At 42.5% G+C, this 19,728-nt stretch carries 20 protein-coding genes; 16 read left to right on the top strand and 4 right to left on the bottom strand.

The features are described 5' to 3' along the window. Nucleotides 1-11: 11 nt before the first annotated feature. Nucleotides 12-944, top strand: a complete 933-nt coding sequence (locus tag AC3E9V_RS10400) for a PorP/SprF family type IX secretion system membrane protein (RefSeq protein WP_488753126.1) — start codon at nucleotides 12-14, stop codon at nucleotides 942-944. A 149-nt stretch (nucleotides 945-1,093) separates the two neighbouring features. Here AC3E9V_RS10400 and AC3E9V_RS10395 read toward each other — a convergent pair whose 3' ends face one another. From AC3E9V_RS10395 to AC3E9V_RS10385, 3 genes are all read right to left on the bottom strand, one after another. After that, on the bottom strand, nucleotides 1,094-1,444 hold the full coding sequence (locus tag AC3E9V_RS10395; RefSeq protein WP_488753125.1) for a phage holin family protein: 351 nt from the start codon (nucleotides 1,442-1,444) through the stop codon (nucleotides 1,094-1,096). Between the two features lie 140 nt (nucleotides 1,445-1,584). Next, nucleotides 1,585-2,109 (bottom strand): DinB family protein, encoded by a 525-nt coding sequence (locus tag AC3E9V_RS10390; RefSeq protein WP_488753124.1) that lies wholly within the window; start codon nucleotides 2,107-2,109, stop codon nucleotides 1,585-1,587. Nucleotides 2,110-3,173: 1,064 nt separating this feature from the next. After that, entirely contained in the window at nucleotides 3,174-3,689 is a 516-nt protein-coding gene (locus AC3E9V_RS10385) for a gamma carbonic anhydrase family protein (protein ID WP_488753123.1), read from the bottom strand. Nucleotides 3,690-3,769: 80 nt separating this feature from the next. Here AC3E9V_RS10385 and AC3E9V_RS10380 point away from each other — a divergent pair, with 80 nt between their 5' ends. The 6 genes from AC3E9V_RS10380 (at nucleotide 3,770) to secG (ending at nucleotide 10,393) form a co-directional block, all read left to right on the top strand. After that, nucleotides 3,770-4,525 carry a YceI family protein gene (locus AC3E9V_RS10380; RefSeq protein WP_488753122.1) on the top strand — a complete coding sequence of 252 codons (756 nt, stop codon included), beginning with the start codon at nucleotides 3,770-3,772 and terminating at the stop codon, nucleotides 4,523-4,525. A gap of 840 nt (nucleotides 4,526-5,365) precedes the next feature. Then, nucleotides 5,366-6,859: a tRNA (N6-isopentenyl adenosine(37)-C2)-methylthiotransferase MiaB gene (gene miaB / locus AC3E9V_RS10375; protein WP_488753121.1), complete on the top strand. Its 1,494-nt coding sequence runs from the start codon at nucleotides 5,366-5,368 to the stop codon at nucleotides 6,857-6,859. Beyond that, on the top strand, nucleotides 6,849-8,117 hold the full coding sequence (locus AC3E9V_RS10370) for a sigma-54 interaction domain-containing protein (RefSeq protein ID WP_488753120.1): 1,269 nt from the start codon (nucleotides 6,849-6,851) through the stop codon (nucleotides 8,115-8,117). The genes miaB and AC3E9V_RS10370 overlap by 11 nt, the downstream gene beginning before the upstream one ends. After that, nucleotides 8,098-8,622, top strand: coding sequence for an LPS assembly lipoprotein LptE (lptE, locus tag AC3E9V_RS10365; RefSeq protein WP_488753119.1), 525 nt, complete (start codon nucleotides 8,098-8,100; stop codon nucleotides 8,620-8,622). The genes AC3E9V_RS10370 and lptE overlap by 20 nt, the downstream gene beginning before the upstream one ends. Before the next feature lie 40 nt (nucleotides 8,623-8,662). Next, nucleotides 8,663-9,982: a DUF8458 domain-containing protein gene (locus AC3E9V_RS10360; RefSeq protein WP_488753118.1), complete on the top strand. Its 1,320-nt coding sequence runs from the start codon at nucleotides 8,663-8,665 to the stop codon at nucleotides 9,980-9,982. A gap of 3 nt (nucleotides 9,983-9,985) precedes the next feature. Further along, a complete protein-coding gene (secG, locus tag AC3E9V_RS10355; RefSeq protein ID WP_488753117.1) occupies nucleotides 9,986-10,393 on the top strand; it encodes a preprotein translocase subunit SecG in 408 nt (135 codons plus the stop codon). Here secG and AC3E9V_RS10350 read toward each other — a convergent pair whose 3' ends face one another. Beyond that, on the bottom strand, nucleotides 10,394-11,110 hold the full coding sequence (locus AC3E9V_RS10350; RefSeq protein ID WP_488753116.1) for a hypothetical protein: 717 nt from the start codon (nucleotides 11,108-11,110) through the stop codon (nucleotides 10,394-10,396). 212 nt (nucleotides 11,111-11,322) lie between these two features. On the opposite strand from AC3E9V_RS10350, the gene AC3E9V_RS10345 reads away from it, so the two are divergent. From AC3E9V_RS10345 to AC3E9V_RS10305, 9 genes are all read left to right on the top strand, one after another. Further along, nucleotides 11,323-11,601 carry a co-chaperone GroES gene (locus AC3E9V_RS10345; RefSeq protein WP_488753115.1) on the top strand — a complete coding sequence of 93 codons (279 nt, stop codon included), beginning with the start codon at nucleotides 11,323-11,325 and terminating at the stop codon, nucleotides 11,599-11,601. Nucleotides 11,602-11,641: 40 nt separating this feature from the next. Next, on the top strand, nucleotides 11,642-13,282 hold the full coding sequence (gene groL, locus AC3E9V_RS10340; protein ID WP_488753114.1) for a chaperonin GroEL: 1,641 nt from the start codon (nucleotides 11,642-11,644) through the stop codon (nucleotides 13,280-13,282). A gap of 199 nt (nucleotides 13,283-13,481) precedes the next feature. After that, entirely contained in the window at nucleotides 13,482-14,393 is a 912-nt protein-coding gene (locus tag AC3E9V_RS10335) for a hypothetical protein (protein WP_488753113.1), read from the top strand. Between the two features lie 328 nt (nucleotides 14,394-14,721). Further along, nucleotides 14,722-14,919 carry a PLDc N-terminal domain-containing protein gene (locus tag AC3E9V_RS10330; RefSeq protein WP_488753112.1) on the top strand — a complete coding sequence of 66 codons (198 nt, stop codon included), beginning with the start codon at nucleotides 14,722-14,724 and terminating at the stop codon, nucleotides 14,917-14,919. Between the two features lie 2 nt (nucleotides 14,920-14,921). Further along, entirely contained in the window at nucleotides 14,922-15,092 is a 171-nt protein-coding gene (locus AC3E9V_RS10325) for a hypothetical protein (RefSeq protein WP_488753111.1), read from the top strand. 187 nt (nucleotides 15,093-15,279) lie between these two features. Beyond that, on the top strand, nucleotides 15,280-16,623 hold the full coding sequence (locus AC3E9V_RS10320; protein ID WP_488753110.1) for an SPFH domain-containing protein: 1,344 nt from the start codon (nucleotides 15,280-15,282) through the stop codon (nucleotides 16,621-16,623). Nucleotides 16,624-16,827: 204 nt separating this feature from the next. After that, entirely contained in the window at nucleotides 16,828-17,505 is a 678-nt protein-coding gene (locus AC3E9V_RS10315; protein WP_488753109.1) for a DUF4956 domain-containing protein, read from the top strand. 5 nt (nucleotides 17,506-17,510) lie between these two features. Continuing rightward, the gene (locus AC3E9V_RS10310) at nucleotides 17,511-18,503 is read left to right on the top strand and encodes an HlyD family secretion protein (RefSeq protein WP_488753108.1); all 993 of its coding nucleotides are present in this window, start codon (nucleotides 17,511-17,513) and stop codon (nucleotides 18,501-18,503) included. Between the two features lie 6 nt (nucleotides 18,504-18,509). Beyond that, entirely contained in the window at nucleotides 18,510-19,721 is a 1,212-nt protein-coding gene (locus AC3E9V_RS10305; protein ID WP_488753107.1) for a hypothetical protein, read from the top strand. Nucleotides 19,722-19,728: the final 7 nt, after the last annotated feature.

Raw genomic sequence — 19,728 nt, 5'->3', positions numbered from 1 at the left:
TAGGAACTCAAATGGGTGTAAAGAGATATTTATTTGCAGGAATTCTGGTTATCTCGGGGTTTGTTGCCTCTGCACAACTCCGGGCTTTAACCTCCACGTATCCATTCAATGGACTGCTGTTGAATCCGGCTTATGCAGGGAGCTTAAATGTGCTTTCCGTTATAGCCGTTCACAGAGAGCAATGGATCAACATAGACGGTGCACCTGTCTTTCAGGCATTTACAGCACACACTTCGCTAATGTCTAACCGGATCGGAGTAGGGCTTCAGGCTACCAGAGATGAGATTGGTGTTCATGAAAACTACTCGGTTTACGGTAGCTATGCATACAAGATCAAAACCGGTGTGGGTATTCTTGCAATGGGGCTTCAGGGTGGGTTTGACAGCAGAACTTCAAATTTCAATAACCTCGACCTGTTTGACCAGCAAGACCCTACATTAACCGGAGTACAGAATCGATTTACACCAAACTTTGGTACCGGACTGTATTTTGCCAACCCTAATATGTATTTGGGCATTTCCGTACCTTATATATTGGAAAACAAAGCCTATGTGTATGACGAAGCAGGTTCTGATATATCGGATGCCAGGGAAAGCCGGTATTACTACGCTACAGGAGGGATCATCTTCCCTATTGCCAGCAATGTAAAACTCAGCCCTTCGGTACTGATAAGAGCGCAGGAGCAAAACAGACTCGCTTATGACCTTACTGCGATAGCGATCTTTGATGACATTGCTTATGCGGGGATCAGTGTCAGAAACTCGGCTGAGATTACGTTTATTGGCCAGCTCATCCTGAATGAAAACCTACGGGTAGGCTATGCTTATGATGCTAACACCAGTGAAATCACAACTGAAACTACGGGCTCCCATGAGATCCTGCTCAATTACCGCATCAAGCTGAGAAATTACAAGAAAGACCCCGAGTGTCCCGTATACTTCTGACGCTGGCTATTGGCTTCTGGGTGTTGCGGGGTTGTCATCCTACATCTATCCCCTTGGGGGGATTATAGGGGGATTGATCACTGACTCACCAATCCCTAATCACCAATCCCTAATCACCAATCCACTAATCACCAATCACTATCCACCGCTCACCGTTCCTTATTCGTACCACTGATATCACTAATAAGTGCATTTGTCAATGAAAGCAACAGGCTAAACAAAAGCGCCCACCAAAAACCCTCTACAACAAATCCCGGAACAATAGCATTCGCTAAAAGGATCATTAAAGCATTGATTACGAGTAAGAATAACCCCAAGGTCACAACCGTAAGTGGGATAGTGAAAATAATTAGTATCGGCTTTAAAGTAACATTGAGCAGAGAAAGCAACAGAGCCAAAACCACTGCCGTGAGAAAACTTTCAATGTACACTCCTGGCAGGATATAAGAAACAATGATAACCGCCAGGGACGAAAGTAGAAGTCTTACAAGAAAATTCATAGGTTGTTAATTTAAGAATTAATACCATTAAGATAAGGTTGAAATTTCACTGAATCAGTCATTCCAGCAATGGAATCTATGTATTATAAAACGAAAATGCTCAATTTGATCAAGGACTCCATGACTGGAGTGACCTTATCTTAATGGTATTGATTTAAGTATTTTTCTTTCAGAATAAACCAGTGATGCTCCAAATGCCCCGCCAAAATGTAGATCAGAGCACGCACGGAAAAAACCACCTTATTTGCTTCTCCGGTATTGGAAGTTTTCTCAACCGGAAGCGAACTAATGAGCGCTATATTACTTAACCGCAAATGATGAAATTCATTCACAAGGGAAGATAATTCACGCATTTTAAAATCACCCCTTGCGACATATTCATTTTGGTCAAACCCGGGCATCGAGGTTTTATCTTCTCTCGAAAAACGTAGAATTCGGCTTGCCATAATTCGTTCCGTATCTATGATATGACCAATAACTTCCTTAACAGTCCACTTGTCATGGTCATAAGCATAATCCAGCTTACCTTGAGGAATTTCCTGAATAAACCTGCTAAACTGAAGCTCCTGATCCTTCAAGATCTCTATAATGTCCCCTTCCGGAACAGCGTCTATATACCCTTTGTAGAAATTAGAGTACTCATTTGCCTGCGGCCTTTCTATCATTTTTTAATCCATTTAAACCAAAAACTAAACTGACCATTTGACCATTGACCACTAACTCAATCAACCAATCACCAATCACCAATCACCAATAAACCAATCACCTAATCACCAATCCACCAATCACCAATCACCAACCCACTAATCACTAATCAACCAATCACCAATAAACTGCCTACTGCCACTGCCTACTGATCACCGACTTTTGACCTTTGACTATTGACTTTGGCCCCACCACTGCTACTCATCACTGATCACTGATCACCGACCACCGACACACCAATAAACCAATCACCAATTTACTGCCTACCAATCACTGATCACACACTGATTACTGCCGACTGCAACTGCCACTGCCTACCGATTACTAATTACTAATTACTAATTACTAATCACTAATCACCAATCCACTAATCACCAATCCACTAATCACCAATCCACTAATCACCAATCCACTAATCACCAATCCACTAATCACCAATCCACTAATCACCAATCCACTAATCACCAATCCACTAATCACCAATCCACTAATCACCAATCCACTAATCACCAATCCACTAATCACCAATCCACTAATCACCAATCCACTAATCACCAATCCACTAATCCACTAATCACCAATCCACTAATCACCAATCCACTAATCACCAATCCACTAATCACCAATCCACTAATCACCAACCCACCAATCACCAACCCACCAATCACCAACCCACCAATCACCAACCCACCAATCACCAACCCACCAATCACCAATCACCAATCACCAACCCACCAATCACCAACCCACCAATCACCAACCCACTAATCACTAATCAACCAATCACCAATTAAACTGCCTACTGATCACCGACTTTTGACCTTTGACTATTGACTTTGGCCCCACCACTGCTACTCATTACTGATCACTGATCACCGACCACCGACACACCAATAAACCAATCACCAACCCACTAATCACCAATAAACCAATCACCAATTAACTCCTACTGCTTACTGCCACTGCCTACTAATTACCGACCACCGATTACCTACACACCGATTACCAATCACCAATCACCAATTCACCGATCACCAAACCACCCGGCATACTTCACATAATTATTGGCAATTCTAAGAAGCATCTCCCGGTTTTTTCCCTCCACCTTCTTCACTTTCCTGGCCGGCACTCCTGCATAGATCGTATGCTCCTCCACGACAGTACCTTCCAGCACTACGGCACCTGCAGCAATGATCGCACCTGTCTTTACCACCGCGCCATCCATGACCATGGCACCCATACCGATCAAAACCTGGTCCTCCAACGTACAGCCATGAACTATGGCGTTGTGTCCTATGGAAACATCATTCCCAATGTTTGTAGGAGCTTTTTCGTAAGTACCATGAATAGTCGCGTTATCCTGAATATTGGTCCTATCCCCTATTTTTATGTAATTAACATCGCCTCTCACTACCGCATTGAACCACACGGTGCATTGTTCGCCCATCGTCACCTCTCCTACTATAGTAGCATTAGGCGCCAACCAACAATTTTTACCAAAAATGGGATCAAAACCTCTAACCGGAACTACCAGTGCCATAAATATATCATTTTTAATAAAACAGAACTGACTAATTGATCGTTAAGGTAATGTTTTTAAGACCATAAAACCAACTGATCATGAGAACCAACTTCCTGAACGTATTGATAACGCTTATAATAATTTTTGGAGCGATCGCATGTGGGCAAAAGAAAAAAGGACAGGATGCTGAAGTGGGTGACGCGATAGAGGCTTCTGACATTTCAGAAGCTGCATTAACGTACGAGGTGGACACTAAACAATCTGTGATCACCTGGATCGGAAGCAAGCCAACAGGCCAGCATAATGGCATCATAAACCTATCAGAAGGGTTCATAGCGGTAAATGATGGGAAGATCACCGGCGGAAGCATTACCATAGACATTAAATCCCTGGAAGACAAGGACCTGGAGAAAGGAAGTGACAATTACAAAAAGCTAACCGGTCACCTGATGTCAGATGATTTTTTTGCCGCTGAGCAATACCCAGATGCCACTTTCGAAATAGTGGAAGTGATACCATTTGATTCTACGATCAATATTCAGGATAAAGAGCAATTTGAGTCTGATTATACTCCGGCTACTATGAGTGAGTTTATGATAAATAACCCTACCCACTACATAACCGGAAATCTGACAATGCGGGGTACCACAAAAAGCGTAAAATTCCCGGCAAAGGTCAGCATGGGTGGAGATCAACTCAAAGCAGAGGCCAAGTTCAATATCGATCGCACAGATTGGGGGCTTATGTATGGAGATGAGGCTTCTGTCATGGATAAAGCCAAAGATAAGTTCATATACAATACTGTAAACGTAGGATTTAGCCTCTCCGCTTCCAAAGAAGATAACCCAACGTAAATTGGCGAGTTGCGGGTTGCGAAGGTTGACGAGTTACGGGTTTGCACCTTGAGCATTACATCTAGTCCCCTGGGGTGATTATGAATGCTCTTAAGTTAAGGTTGTAAATTCACAGATCAGTCATTCCAGTATGGAATCTATGGATTATTAATGCGGGAATGCTCTTTTTACCAAAGACTCCATTCTGGAGTGACCTTAACTTAAGAGCATTGGGGGATTATAGGGGGGATTGATCACCCACCACTACTGACCACCGACTCACCAATTACCGACCACTGACCTTTGACTATTGACTTTGGACCAATCACCAATTAACTGCCTACTGCCTACTGCCACTGCCTACCGATTACTAATCACCAATCCACCACCTAATCACCAATCACCAATCCACTAATCAACCAATCACCAATTAACTGCCTACTGCCACTGCTTACTGCCGACTACCCACACTGCCTACTGTCTGATTACCGATCACCGACACACCGATCACCGTTTACCGAATACCGACCACCGACATACCGATCACCGTTTACCGACCACCGGTTACTGCTTACCGATAAACCAATTCACTAATCAACCAATTCACTAATCAACCAATTCACTAATCAACCAATTCACCAATCACTAATCAACCAATTCACCAATCACTAATCAACCAATTCACCAATCACTAATCAACCAATTCACCAATCACTAATCAACCAATTCACCAATCACTAATCAACCAATTCACCAATCACTAATTAACCAATAACCAAAACTGCCCACCAAATTACTGACAAAATGTCACTCACTTCCGATTGATCCTTTATCTTTGCACTCCGAATTAAAAAAATGAGTATGACACAGGTGATTGCGGATATCGATATCCTGGATAAAAAAGAGGAGAACAAGAATGATGAGAGCTGTGGAGTAAAGATCTCAGAGGAAAGTCATAATCAAAAAGCCCGGAAGCTTTACATAGAAAGTTACGGGTGTCAAATGAACTTCTCGGACAGTGAAATCGTAACCTCGATCCTTAAAAAGGAAGGTTTCGACACCACTGCATCATTTGAAAGTGCGGATGTGATCCTGCTCAATACCTGTTCTATCCGCGAAAAAGCCGAGCTTACCGTCAGGAAACGACTTAATCAGTTTAATAAAATAAAAGAAGAGCGTCCTGAGATCACCATCGGAGTACTCGGGTGTATGGCGGAGCGATTAAAATCCAGGCTGCTCGATGAAGAAAAAATCGTTGACCTGGTAGTAGGTCCGGACGCATACAGAGACCTGCCTAAACTGGTAAAAAAAGCGGAAGACGGAGAAAAAGGAGTAAACACTTTCCTCTCCAGGGAAGAAACCTACGCAGATATATCCCCCGTCCGGCTTAACTCCAACGGAGTGACAGCTTTCATTTCCATCATGCGGGGATGTGACAACATGTGTTCATTTTGTGTGGTGCCATTTACCCGCGGACGTGAGCGGTCCCGTGATCCGCATTCGATCGTGGCTGAAGCACAAGACCTTTTCGATAAAGGATACAGAGAAGTTACTCTTTTAGGCCAGAATGTAGATTCATACAAATGGTCTGCAGAAGAAAACAACAAGGCAAAGCTTGAAAAGCAAGAGGTAAGCGAAGTGATCAACTTTGCCAATCTTTTGGAAATGGTGGCCAGGGTTCACCCTGATCTCAGGGTCCGGTTCTCCACTTCTCACCCTAAAGACATCACTGATGAGGTGCTTCATACAATGAAAAAGTATGAAAACATCTGTAAATACATCCACCTGCCCGCGCAAAGTGGCAACTCTCGAGTCCTTGAACTAATGAACCGCACCTACGACCGGGAATGGTACATCAACCGGGTAGATGCGATCAGAGAAATCCTGGGGGATGGTTGCGGCATCAGCTCTGACATGATTGCCGGTTTTTGTACTGAAACCGAAGATGAGCACAAAGACACGCTCACACTTATGGACTATGTCAAATATGACTTTTCCTACATGTTCTTTTATTCGGAAAGGCCTGGTACGCTGGCAGCAAAAAAATATAAAGATGACATTCCCCCGGATGTAAAAAAACGTCGCCTGCAGGAGATCATTTCCAGGCAGCAGAAACTATCCCTGGAGCGAAACAAACGTGATATTGGTAAGACTTTCAAAGTATTGGTAGAGGGTACAAGCAAGAGGTCAGAGAATGATCTCCAAGGAAGAAATTCGGCCAATAAAGTGGTCATATTTAAAAATGACGGTACCAACAAAGGTCAGTATGTACACGTTAAAATTTATGACTGCACCGCTGCCACACTATTTGGTAAAGTAGTTTCTGCGCAAGCAACCTTACAACATGGATTATAGAGTAGATTCGGAAATACAGTCTGTAAAGCAGCGCTTTGAGATCATAGGAAACTCCCCCAAACTCAACAATGCCATTCGCATTGCCATGCAGGTAGCCCCTACTGACATGAGTGTGCTTATCAGTGGAGAAAGCGGAGCAGGGAAAGAGTCATTTTCCAAGATCATACATAGCCTCTCCCATCGCAAGCATGGTCAGTTTATAGCCATAAACTGTGGAGCAATACCGGAAGGCACCATAGATTCCGAGCTTTTTGGACATGAAAAAGGCTCTTTTACCGGAGCCCATGAATCCAGAAAGGGTTATTTTGAAGTGACCAATGGCGGCACCATTTTTCTGGATGAGATCGGTGAAATGCCTGTGAGCACCCAGGCCCGTCTTCTTCGTGTTCTTGAAAACGGTGAGTTTATCAAAGTGGGGTCATCCAAGGTTCTGAAAACAGATGTGAGGATCATAGCAGCCAGCAATGTAGACCTCTCGGAGGCCATTCGGGAAAATAAATTTCGTGAAGACCTCTATTACAGACTTAATACGGTACCCATTGTAGTGCCGCCTCTACGGGACCGGGGCAATGATGTCCTGTTGCTCTTCAGGAAATTTGCAACAGACTTTTCGGAAACATACAAAACCAAACCCATTTTTCTGGATGAAGCGGCCCAGGATATGCTGATGAAGTTCAGATTTCCTGGAAATATACGGCAATTGAAAAATCTCGTGGAACAAATGAGTGTCCTGGAGATGGACCGGGAGATAGACAGCGACACCCTGCTGAAATATTTACCAAAGACCACCTCCTACCTTCCGGCACTGGTTGATAAAAAGGATAATACCGAAAACTTCTCGGAGCGGGACCTTCTCTACAAAGTCCTCTTTGACATGAAAAAGGATATGGCCGAGATGAAATCATTGATTCATGATATTCTAAGCGGAAACGTATCACGAAGCGAAATTTTATCTCAGCATGAACGTTTACTAGGGGATGTAGACTCTCCGGTGTCTTCAGAGGAACCTTCAGCTGATAACAGCTACAAACCACTATTGATTGACTCAAATGGTGAGGAAAGAGATCTGGGAATAGAAGACATTACCCACGAAGCTGAGGATGAAGACTCCCTTTCGTTAGAGAAAAAGGAAAAGGAGATGATCATTATGGCTCTCAAAAAAAACAACAATAAAAGGAAGTATGCGGCCAGGGACCTTGGAATTTCTGAGCGTACACTTTACAGAAAGATAAAGCAATATGAGATTGATAATAACTAGTCTTCTGATTACAGGGTTGCTGGGACTTCATGGATGTGGGGTTTATAGTTTTACGGGCGCTTCCATTTCTCCCGACGTAAAAACAATCTCCATTCAGCCCTTTTATAACAACGCCCCGCTGGGCCCGGCTACTATGAGCGCTACTTTTACTGAAAAGATTAAGGACTACTATCAGCAGAATACCAGCCTGACAGTGGTAGAGGAAAATGGAGACTTGCAAATAGATGGTTATATTGAAGATTATACAGTGACTCCAGTATCAGCTACAGCTTCAGGAAATAACACCCGTGGTGATGTATCTGCACTATCCCGGGTAACTATCACCGTTTTCGCCAGTTACATAAATACTAAGGATGATGAGTTCGACTTTGAGAAAAGATTCTCATTTTTTGTAGATTATGACCAAAATACCACAGACCTTTCTTCAAATGAACAGGAGTTTGTTGAAGAGATATTTGACCAGATAGTATTGGATATCTTCAATGCTTCTGTGGCAAATTGGTAATTTTTCTTAATTTAGATTTAATCAAAGACCAATTTTTCACGTGAATAAGCAAAGATTCATTGAATATCTGAGAAAACCCGCAGATCTGAACGATCAGGCGCTAGAAGACCTGGAAGATATCATTACGGATTTTCCATATTTTCAGAGTGCCCGTACGCTTTTAGCCAAGGCTGGTAAAATAAAAAAAACCAGGCAGTCAGGTAAATATATCAGTTCGGCTGCCATATATGCCACGGATCGGGCTCTCCTCAAAAGATACCTCAATGACGAGCTTATTTTTCTGAGCCCTATAAGCGTGCACGAATCGCACGAGGCAGACCATGAACGTGATCGCTCAGCAGAGATAAAAGAAAAGAAATCAGCTTCGATCCAAAGTAAGATCAAAAGCAACCCCAGAAGTGACCTCACCCCTCCTACCCGGAGCACTGTTTCAAATGTAGAGGTAAAAGGGGGCGATGTTGATAAACCTTCAAAACCTAAACCTTCAAAACCTAAACCGGAAACGAGGACCAAACCGGAAAGAGAGGTCCCTGCCGGGAAAAAGAAAGAAACTCCCAAATCCACTTCTGAACCAAAAACAAGACCTGTCTCTCCACAAGATCAGGATTCAGAGAAGTTAACCGACGGACCTTCGGCAGCCGATCAAAGCAATAGCCTGGATCAACTGATTGACGAGCTTTACCGGGATATGGAAGAGCTGAAAGTAAGCAGGGAGAAGTTTATGGAGTATGAGCGGCAGTTCGAAGAAGAAGAGGCAGTAGATGAAGCGCTGAAGAAAGCTGAGAAGAAAGGCCAGTCACCAGTAAAAAAGGAGAAGCAGGAAGAAAAAGATAAAGAAGATGAGCCCCTCAGGAAGGCTGCTGAATCACGCTCTGCCAGAGGCAACCGACAAAAAGAATCACCTGCTAAAAGTAGTAGTTCCACTGCGCCTACCAAAAAAACCAGTACGACAAAGAGCACAGCCAAAAAGAAGCCCTCCGCTACAAAAAAAACAACCTCTACTACCAGCAAAGGGGCAGGAAAGAAGACAGGTTCTAAAAAAACGGATAGTAAAAGCACAAAGAAAGACGATAAGAAAGACGACAAAGGCGATCCCCGAAAGACTGATCAGAACGCCATTATATCCAATTTTATAAAAAATAACCCTTCCATTTCCCCGGCGGGCGGCAAGACAAAAAATGAAGAAGACTTATCAGGAGAAAGCACTGCCTTCCATCCTGAAATTGCCTCTGAATACCTGGCAGAGATCTATTTGCAACAAGGAAAAAAAGAGCGGGCTTCTGAAATTTACAAAGCATTAATGTTGAAATTCCCGGAAAAAAAATCTTACTTTGCGGGTCTCATTGAGAAATTAAAGTAGAAGATGTACGGACTGATAGTTATTTTAATCATTTTAGTGGCCCTGTTGTTGGTTTTAGTAGTACTTGCACAAAACCCCAAAGGTGGTGGGTTGAGTAGCCAATTTGGCGGCGCAGGCTCTACACAGATCATGGGTGTAAAGAAAACCGGTGATCTTCTGGAAAAACTGACCTGGGGATTTGCTATCGCCCTGCTGGTTCTCACCATGTCTACAAACTTCGTGGCTTCCAAACAAGAGAACAATATTCAAACCTCTCCTAACCTGGAGAATGCACAGGAATCTATCCTGCCACAGTCTATCCAGCCAACTGACGGATCTACCAGAGACCAGTCACTGGAAGACCTCAATATGGAGAATACTGAAGGAGCAGGCGAAGACCTCAACCTGGAGCCGGCAGATTCTGCTAACTAATTAACTAACCCCCGTAACAGTACGAACCAGAAGACGCTTCGCTACAGGCAGCAGCGTCTGAGGCATAGGGAATTTCATCTTGCTTACTATGAGGTAAGTGGCTGGATTGGGTAATTCTGTAAATCGCTTAATGAGATCCAGCTTGATTTGTTCGCATGACCTTGAAATGTCCCTGAAGTCATCGCTAATATATGTAGTGCTAATTCCCCTGTACGTCTCATTGGAATTTTCAAAAACCGATACCTGGTACCTGAATACATTCACCTCCCGCCCGGCATCCTGATTGATCAGAAAATAACCTTCCTTTAAGTAGATTGGTACCAGGCCCACAGGAGATATTTCCAGATTTTCCTCCACAAACTCATAGAGCTCTTTTCCTTCATTTATAGTATTCTCAAGCTGAGGTATGGCAAATGCTATGATATCCTCTATTTCTTTCATCAACTCATCGTCTTTAATCATTCGGTTATAGCTGAATTTAAGCTTCCTGAAGTCCGCCTTACTGATACTTTTCGGAAAGCTCTCATAAATGACCTCTTTGTTTTCCTTTATTTTCTGAAGATTACGGTAATGAAACACAAGGTCTGAAAGAAAAGGGTAAAGTTCAGTCAGATTAAATCGCTTCTTAATATCCTGTATATATGCAAGCAGTACATATTTTTTGTACTCATAATCAATCATTCCATCAGTCAACCAGTCATGTTTTAATTGCTCCATACTCGCATGTTTTGATATAAAATTTACAGTACAAATCTCTAAATGACAATACTGACAGGCAGTCTGACACATTTTTTTCGACGAAACTGATATTTTGTCAGGTTTTTACCCTGAAAAACTGACACGGAGACGTTCAGCCAGTTTGGCATATTTAATGCTACCATAGCATTTGTCAAACATTAAAAATTAACTAACCATAAAAATTAATAACAATGTCAAAAGTTAATTTCAAACCACTTGCCGATAGAGTTCTGGTAGAACCAGCGGCAGCAGAAGAAAAAACTGCTTCAGGTATCATCATCCCTGATACCGCTAAAGAAAAGCCTCAAAGAGGTGAGATTGTCGCAATTGGTACTGGTAAGAAAGACGAGCCCATCAATGTAAAAGTAGGCGACCATGTACTTTATGGAAAATACTCCGGCACTGAGATCACCATCGATGGCAAAGAGTATTTGATCATGAAAGAAAATGACATCTACGGAATAGTATAAACATCAAACCTTATTTCTAAAACTTAAAATATAAAAAACAATGGCTAAAGATATATTCTTTGATTCCAAAGCAAGAGACAGCATCAAAAAAGGTGTTGACATCCTTGCTGATGCGGTAAAAGTAACCCTGGGACCAAAAGGAAGAAACGTAATTCTTGATAAGAAATTTGGTGCACCCACTGTAACAAAAGACGGTGTATCAGTAGCTAAAGAGATCGAGCTGAAGGAGCCAATCGAAAACATGGGTGCCCAGTTGGTGAAGGAAGTAGCTTCTAAAACGGCTGACGATGCAGGAGATGGTACTACCACAGCGACTGTGCTTACACAATCTATCTTCGGTCATGGTATCAAAAACGTAGCTGCCGGCGCTAACCCGATGGACCTTAAAAGAGGTATCGACAAGGCAGTAATAGAGGTAGTCAAAAACCTACGTTCCCAGTCAAAAGACATCAGCACTTCTGAAGAGATCTCTCAGGTGGCTTCCGTATCAGCTAACAACGATGCTGAGATCGGAAAAATGATTGCCGATGCAATGGACAAAGTAGGAAAAGACGGTGTGATCACTGTAGAGGAAGCAAAAGGTACTGAAACTGAAGTGAAAACTGTAGAAGGTATGCAGTTTGACCGGGGTTACCTTTCTCCATACTTTGTGACCAACACTGAGAAAATGGAAGCTGAGTTAGAAAACCCCTACATCCTGATCTACGATAAAAAGGTTTCTAACATGAAAGAATTGCTTCCTATTCTTGAAGCTACAGCTCAGACAGGCAAGCCCTTGCTGATCATTGCTGAAGATGTGGAAGGTGAAGCTCTGGCTACCCTGGTAGTCAACAAGATCAGAGGCTCACTCAAAATAGCTGCAGTGAAAGCCCCTGGCTTTGGTGACCGAAGAAAAGCAATGCTGGAAGACATAGCCGTGCTGACAGGCGGTACAGTGATCTCTGAAGAGAGAGGTTACAAACTGGAAAACGCTACCCTCGACTACCTGGGTACTGCTGAGAAGATCAATATCGATAAAGACAACACTACCATCGTAAATGGCGCTGGTAAAAAAGAGGATATTGAAGCCAGAGTCAACCAGATCAAATCACAGATCGAAAACACTACTTCAGATTACGACAAAGAAAAACTGCAGGAAAGACTTGCCAAGCTTTCAGGTGGTGTAGCGATCCTTTACATAGGTGCTGCTACTGAGGTAGAGATGAAAGAGAAGAAAGACCGGGTAGACGATGCCCTGCACGCTACCAGAGCTGCTGTACAGGAAGGTATCGTGGCTGGAGGTGGCGTAGCGTTTATTCGTGCGCTTAAATCCATAGAAAGCCTGGAGCTTGATAACCTCGACCAGACAACCGGTGTGAAAATCGTTTACAATGCGATCCAGTCTCCTCTGAGAACCATCGTTGAAAACGCTGGTGGAGAAGCTTCTGTAGTGGTAAATGCCGTGATCAGTGGAAAAGATGACTATGGATTCAACGCTGCCACCGGAGAATATGTAAACATGTTCAAGGCTGGTATCATCGATCCTACTAAAGTAACTCGACTTGCACTGGAGAACGCAGCTTCTATTGCTTCACTCCTATTGACTACCGAGTGTGTAGTAGCAGATCATCCGGAAGAAGAATCAGCTCCTGCCGGAATGCCAGGTGGTGGAATGCCAGGCGGCATGGGCGGAATGATGTAAATTCAATTCCAACATAATATAGATCATGAAAACCCTCCACTTCGGAGGGTTTTCGCTTTTTGAGGCAATTGCTCCACAATTGATCGTGCCATTTATCGGTTTTCCATCTTCATTCCTTCCTTAGAACAATTATATGCAAAATTTATTATCGAGGTAATTGAGTTAAATTAGAATATTAACCAAATAACCTTTTTAAACGATGAAAAAACATGTCCTATTACTTTTCTTAACTCTCCTGACTCTTTCGCTATATGCTCAGAAATACAAAGTGAAAAAAGGAGAAATCCAAAAAGACAAAAAGCTGGTAGCAACCTATGAAGGAAAGCTCAGCCTGATAAAAACAGCGGACCTGGCAGTAAACAACAAAGCTGGCGAAACCATCCTTACCGTGAAGGAGGACTATTATTCTACTGACTACCCGAAAACAGATCAAATAGGATGGTTTACCTTATACTTTCCTCAGCTTGATAAAGAGATGATCATAGAAAAGGAACATTCTTACATAAACGAAAAGCAGTTTTTTAAATATGTGTTTGAAAAAAGAGGTATTCATTTCTATCCTGAGGGGTTTGATGAAGATGAACTCATGATGTTTAAAGACTACAGTCAGCAGCTCAATGAGGATACACTTGCTATAGAGGAGAAGATCAAATTCTATCAAACAAAGCTGACCAGCGGAGATATAGAAAGGGATCGCGCCGGGGAAATCACTTTTGGATACTTTAAAAACTCTGACTACAAAGCAATTTTCCAAAAAGAGGTAGAAGAACCTAAAACAGCTTATGAGCGAGAATTTGGTAGTAATGAGGAAGAAGAGAAAAAATCAACGCTTATCGGAAGATATCTACGGGACAAAGTAGAAGGCATAAGCTCAGTGGACCCTGCTAAAAAGGATGACCTTTACATCTACAAACTATTACCTGAACCGGTTGTCATTGAGGGTGAAGAAACCCGGTATGTACTGGCAGGGTATGTAAATCTTGAAGAGCTGATGCCAGATCTGTTCCTATTCCAAACCGGGAAAAATGCTGATTATCGATTTCAAAGCAGAGAATACAATGATATAGTTAAAGAAGCCTGCACTTTTATGGTTCAGCAGGGCTTTCTTTAGCAACCATCTCTGAAACAGAAATGAAACTGAGGCTGCGTTCCTATATAGAAGACAGCCTCTTTTTTCCAGACCATTAATCGCCTGAAGGGAGGATGCACAACAATTTTGCAAAAAAGACCCCGGCGCTATAAGAGGTTTTTACACAAAAACACCAATACTCCCCTTTAGAAAAAGAGGTGTAGGGGAATGTTTATAAGCAAGTTCGTTTTTGTGTGAAAATTGTTTGGAACATTCAGGAATGCAAAACTGTCGTGCATCCCTGAAGGGGGACGTCTCCGAATAAACTAAAAATTTCTTAACTTCATCTCGATCTAATCATCATTAAACAATGGGTAGTTTTTTCTTTATAATAACCATAGGCCTCTTTGTGATATGGCTCATTTTACTAGTTGAAGTCATAAAAAGTGAATTCCAAAACCCCAATGATAAGGTACTGTGGGTTTTGTTGATTGTCCTGGTACCGTTCATTGGCTGTATATTATATCTTGTTATTGGAAGAAGCAGACGTATAAACTCACCATATTAGCCATGCCCAGGATCTCTTATTCTCAACTTGCCATAGAGTTTCTGTCAGTCGTTTTTGCGGTATTGCTGGCACTGGGTCTAAACGCCTTCAAACAATCATTAGATGCTGAGGCAAAAGCTGAGACCATCAAAAATGCTACTCTCAAAGAGTGCATAAAAAACCAAAATGGATAAAGTATCCCCTTAATAACACCGCATTGTCATTTTATTACAGCATGAGTGTGATGAATAGCTCAGCCAATGACCTTCTGGGAAAATATGAGGCTTTTCTTGAAAAATATGATAGCAAATCATTGGATTAACCTGTAATCTGTTATTTTAGAACCGCTAATCTATTTCGCTTAACTAATATTATTTTATCATGATTGCATTAGGAATTATAGCCCTCCTGTTCGGGCTTTTTATGTTTTATCTACGTCCTAACCTGGCCGAAAAGGACGAGTTTGAAGGAGAATTAAGAGTAAGACGAAAAGCTCCTCCTTTTCTGCTGATGTTTAGTAAAAGAGTTTCTCTGGCTATCAGTTCGGTAGGGTTACTATTTATTTTACTCCCTTATCTATTCTTTTGGGCAGAACCCGGATATCAGTATTTTCTGGTTTACCCTACCGGCAGCACAGATGTGGTAATGACACAAGGCATTAAGTTTCGTGGATTTGCAAAAGTCATCCCATGGCAAAAGTACATTGATGTAAAAGTCCTTGAAAGTGAAGAAAGCAATCGGGAGATCGAAGGAGTCATGAAACCTATCCCGATTCGTTTCATAGACCAGGTAACTGCAGAAGTAAAACTTTCCGGACGATTTCAATTACCAACAGACCCTGAAGACTTTATTGCTCTTGCCATCAAATACCGAAGTATGGAAAACCTGGTACAGAACACTTTGATACCTACTGTACGAGAACAAACCAACAATACCGGATATATGTTCGCTGCGCAAGACTACATCTCAGGGGAAGCGCAGAGTTTTCGACAGACCCTGGACGAGCAGCTAAAGGATGGAGCCTATGCTGTGATCAAGATTGAAAACAAGGATACGGTATTCAATGACATACAGAAATCGGATGACCTCCGTACCATTAAAGAAGTACGAACGAAATATACTGTGGAGAAAGTAATAGAAAACGGTGTCCCTAAACGGATTCCTCATGAACTCACAGAAAACAACATCATAGTTTCTCAGGTAATCGTAGATGATGTAGTCCTGGAGCCGACCTTTAAAAAACGGTTAGAGGCTCAAAGAGATGAATCTGCTAAACGTCAGATTGAGCAACAAAAAGTAGAAACTGCAAAAGCCGCCCAGTCCAGGATCATCGCTGAAGGTGAACGAGATAAAGCAGCTGAACGAGTCACTCAGGAAAAAGAACAGGTAAAGCAGCTGATCGCCATCGAGACGAAGCTTAAACAAGAACGGACAAACAAAGAACTAGCTGCCATCGCACTGGAAACCGAAAGATTGAAAGCTCAACAGCGAAAGGTGACCGCTGATGCCAAAGCGTATGAAAACGCAAAACTGGTATCGGCCGGGCTTACACCTCAGGAGCGTGCCGAGTGGGAGTACAAAACTTCTGTAGGCGTAGCAGCAGAGCTGGCCAAGCTAAACTTCCCGCAGACCATGATCACCACCGGAGGTAAAGAAGGCGGCACTCCATTGGAATCCCTGATCGGAGCGGCAATGGCCAAACAACTAACCACCGGCGGAAACTAATCTGGTGGATTAAAAGATCAAAAAGAGCTGTTCCTAAGCGCCTGCTTTGGAACAGCTTTTTCATGCCAGCCTTATTACACCGATCCTTATAGCTCCTATTCGGATTTCGATTTACATAATTGCGGTTAAAACAAATTTTCTTCTACTTTCCTGCGCTTTTTATATAATATTACGAGTGATTAAAAGGAATTTAACAATCTGGTAATGTTTGAATCTCTGACCAAAGAAACTTTACATGAGTATCCTTCATTCAAAGTTGCCCTGTTTTCCATTTTACTGGCTTTTGTTTTAAGCAGTGTTATAGCAGTTACCTATCACCTGACTAACAAAGGCCTCCCCTTTTCTCGTAACTTCTTTCAGGCCATGGTACTCAGTTCGGTGGTGAGCTGCATGGTCATTATGGCCGTGGGAAATAACCTGGCCGCTGGTTTCGGGATTATTGGCGCCATTGCGATTATCCGTTTCCGGGTAAACATCCAAAACCCAAGAAATATCATCTTCATATTCGCCACGCTATCTGTAGGTATCGCTGCAGGTGTATATGGTTATTCGATTGCTCTCTCGGGAACTATTGTCTTCTGTCTGATTGCCATTTTCCTGTATTATTCACAGTATGGAGGAGATATTTTAGGGAGGGAATTTACCTTTCTGGTTACTGTGGCACGTGAAGTAGACGACGACCATGTATTCGGTTTTTTAAAAGATAACTGCCAGCATTTCCGTTTAACAAGTATAAACAGTACTCGAACCGGAAGCAGGCAGCGCTATTTTGTTATTCTGAAGAAAGAAGTTAGTAAAGAGGATTTTTTTCAGCTGAGCACCCAGGTAGAGGGCCTATCAAACATCAGACTGGAGCGAAATGATAACCTGGATAAAATCTAACCAAAATGAGTAAATACCTGGTATTCATTTTTTGGGGGATTGTAACTCTTTTTCTTTTGGTTGTATCCGTGACTTCAGAGTCCAGCTCAGCCATACTGGCTGAAGTGGAGCCACAACGTTATGCAGTTAGTTTTCCAAAAACAGTCCGGATCAAAGACTTTTACGTTGTGCCTGGTCAGCAGGTAAAAAAAGGAGATCCGTTGATCAGGGTGGAGCGTCCGGACCTGCTGTTGGATAAGGAAAATAAGCGCAAAAAAATAGATCTTCTCAAGTCAAACCTTGAAAAGAAGGAGCTACAAAAAGACAACAAACTCTATCTCAATGATCTGAAATTTGATCTTCAGAAGCGTGAGATACAAAATGAAATTCAGCAGCTGGAGCTTTCCATTGTGCAGCAAGACCTACTAGCGGACGAGCTTAAAAAACTCAATTTTTCAGCGGCTCAAAGTAGAGATTCGGTAAATCGAAAAAGACTGGAGCTACTGGAAATAGAACTCGGAAATTTACGGGAGGAACAACTGATAAGCAGAAAGGAGATCATAGCCCTGTTTGAACTTGAAGAATCCGGAATAGAAGCTGAAATAGAGCAATTGGAAAAGGAAGAAGCGCTACTTATACAGGAAGAAGCAGAACTGATCCAATACGCTCGTGTGGATGGCGCCATCGGAAATATCTACGTCGAACTGGGTGAACTGGTCCCCTCATATACAAACCTTATTTCCGTCTACGAAAACAACCCCACTATAATCAGGGCTTTTACCAATGAACATGATCAACTTGAAATAGAAAGTGGCGCTGAGGTAGTTGTAGAGTCCACAAACAGACAATACCGGATAAAAGGAACCATAATTGAGGTAGGCTCCAGGATCATCGAGTACCCACAGCGCCTGCGTACCTTCGACCAAAAGCCATCCTGGGGCAGAGAACTGTTTATTAAGATCCCGGAAGAAAGTACGTTTCTGAATGGAGAGAAGGTATTCGTTATTCTTGAGAATTAAAATCACTTGAAGCTAGCACTCTACATATCATTTTGCTTATGGCTACTGAAAAGTAATCCCCAGTCCATGATCAGCGATTACCTGAAAACAGCGACTGAGGATCAGCGGCTCGAACGTTTTCAGGCAGAGCTCAATTTCCTCGAGAGCAACTCAATGAGACCTTCTCTGATCCGTGAAACAGAGATCAGGATTGGCACGGAAGGTCTGAATACCACCGTGGAAGATTACCGGTTGAGGGTATCCCCAACAAACCCGTGGGAAATCAAAGCCAACAGCAAATACCACCAGCAGCTCCTGGAGAATACACGAACAGGGTACCGGATCTCTTTGAGTAAGGCGCTCAAATCACGGTATGAATTGCTTGTGGAGCACTACTACCTGACCAAAATGATCAACCTCTCCCGGGATGAGATCGACATCAGAAAAAAGCTGGCAGATAAGATGATCCAGTTGACAAACACCGATCTGGAAGATCTCATCAGTATAGAGTCGGGCTTAAGTAATGAAGAGTTGAAGCTGGCCGAATGGAAAGCAGATATACACGAGGTGAATGAGCTCATTGCCCTGGACATCAGTAGCGACATAAACTGGGATGACTTTAAAATCATATCACCCCAAAAGATCATAGAATACCTCAACCGGACCGATAGTCTGGAAGAATGGAACCTATACAAATTAAAAGCTGATCAAGAACTCGCTCTGGAAGAAAAGACATACCAGGTAAACAAGACTGAAGCTTTCAGTAATATTGGGTTTCTCCAGGCCAATTATGAAACTGATCAGGGAGATTCGTTCCGGGAACACCTGGGTGTACAGGTAGGGATCACTCTCCCTTTAGCTAATCGGGACAAAGCCGACCTTGCCCGGGATCGATTTGAATTGATAGAGGCAAAAAAAGATAAAGAGGTAACCAACCAAATGATCGATCAGCAGATCCGGCTTCTCACCTCCAAATTGGCGAACTTTTATGAAATGTATTCTCTGATCGATGAAAAGCTGGATCGGCTTGAGATATTAAAACCAGAACTGACAGAAGAGATTGATCTTCAGGCTTTTGTTAAATTTACCACCTACCACGCCTCACTTTTAAAAAAACAGCAGGAATTGCATAAAGATATATTAGAGAATTTCATTGACTTAATGGACATCCAGGGTCATCTGGTCAGGTCTCCATTAATAAATTATTTATCAGGTGACTTACTCCAAATGGAAGAGTGAAAAAATT

Source organism: Marinoscillum sp. HNIBRBA16962 (assembly GCF_057801515.1).
This window is presented reverse-complemented; position numbering and strand designations above follow the sequence as displayed.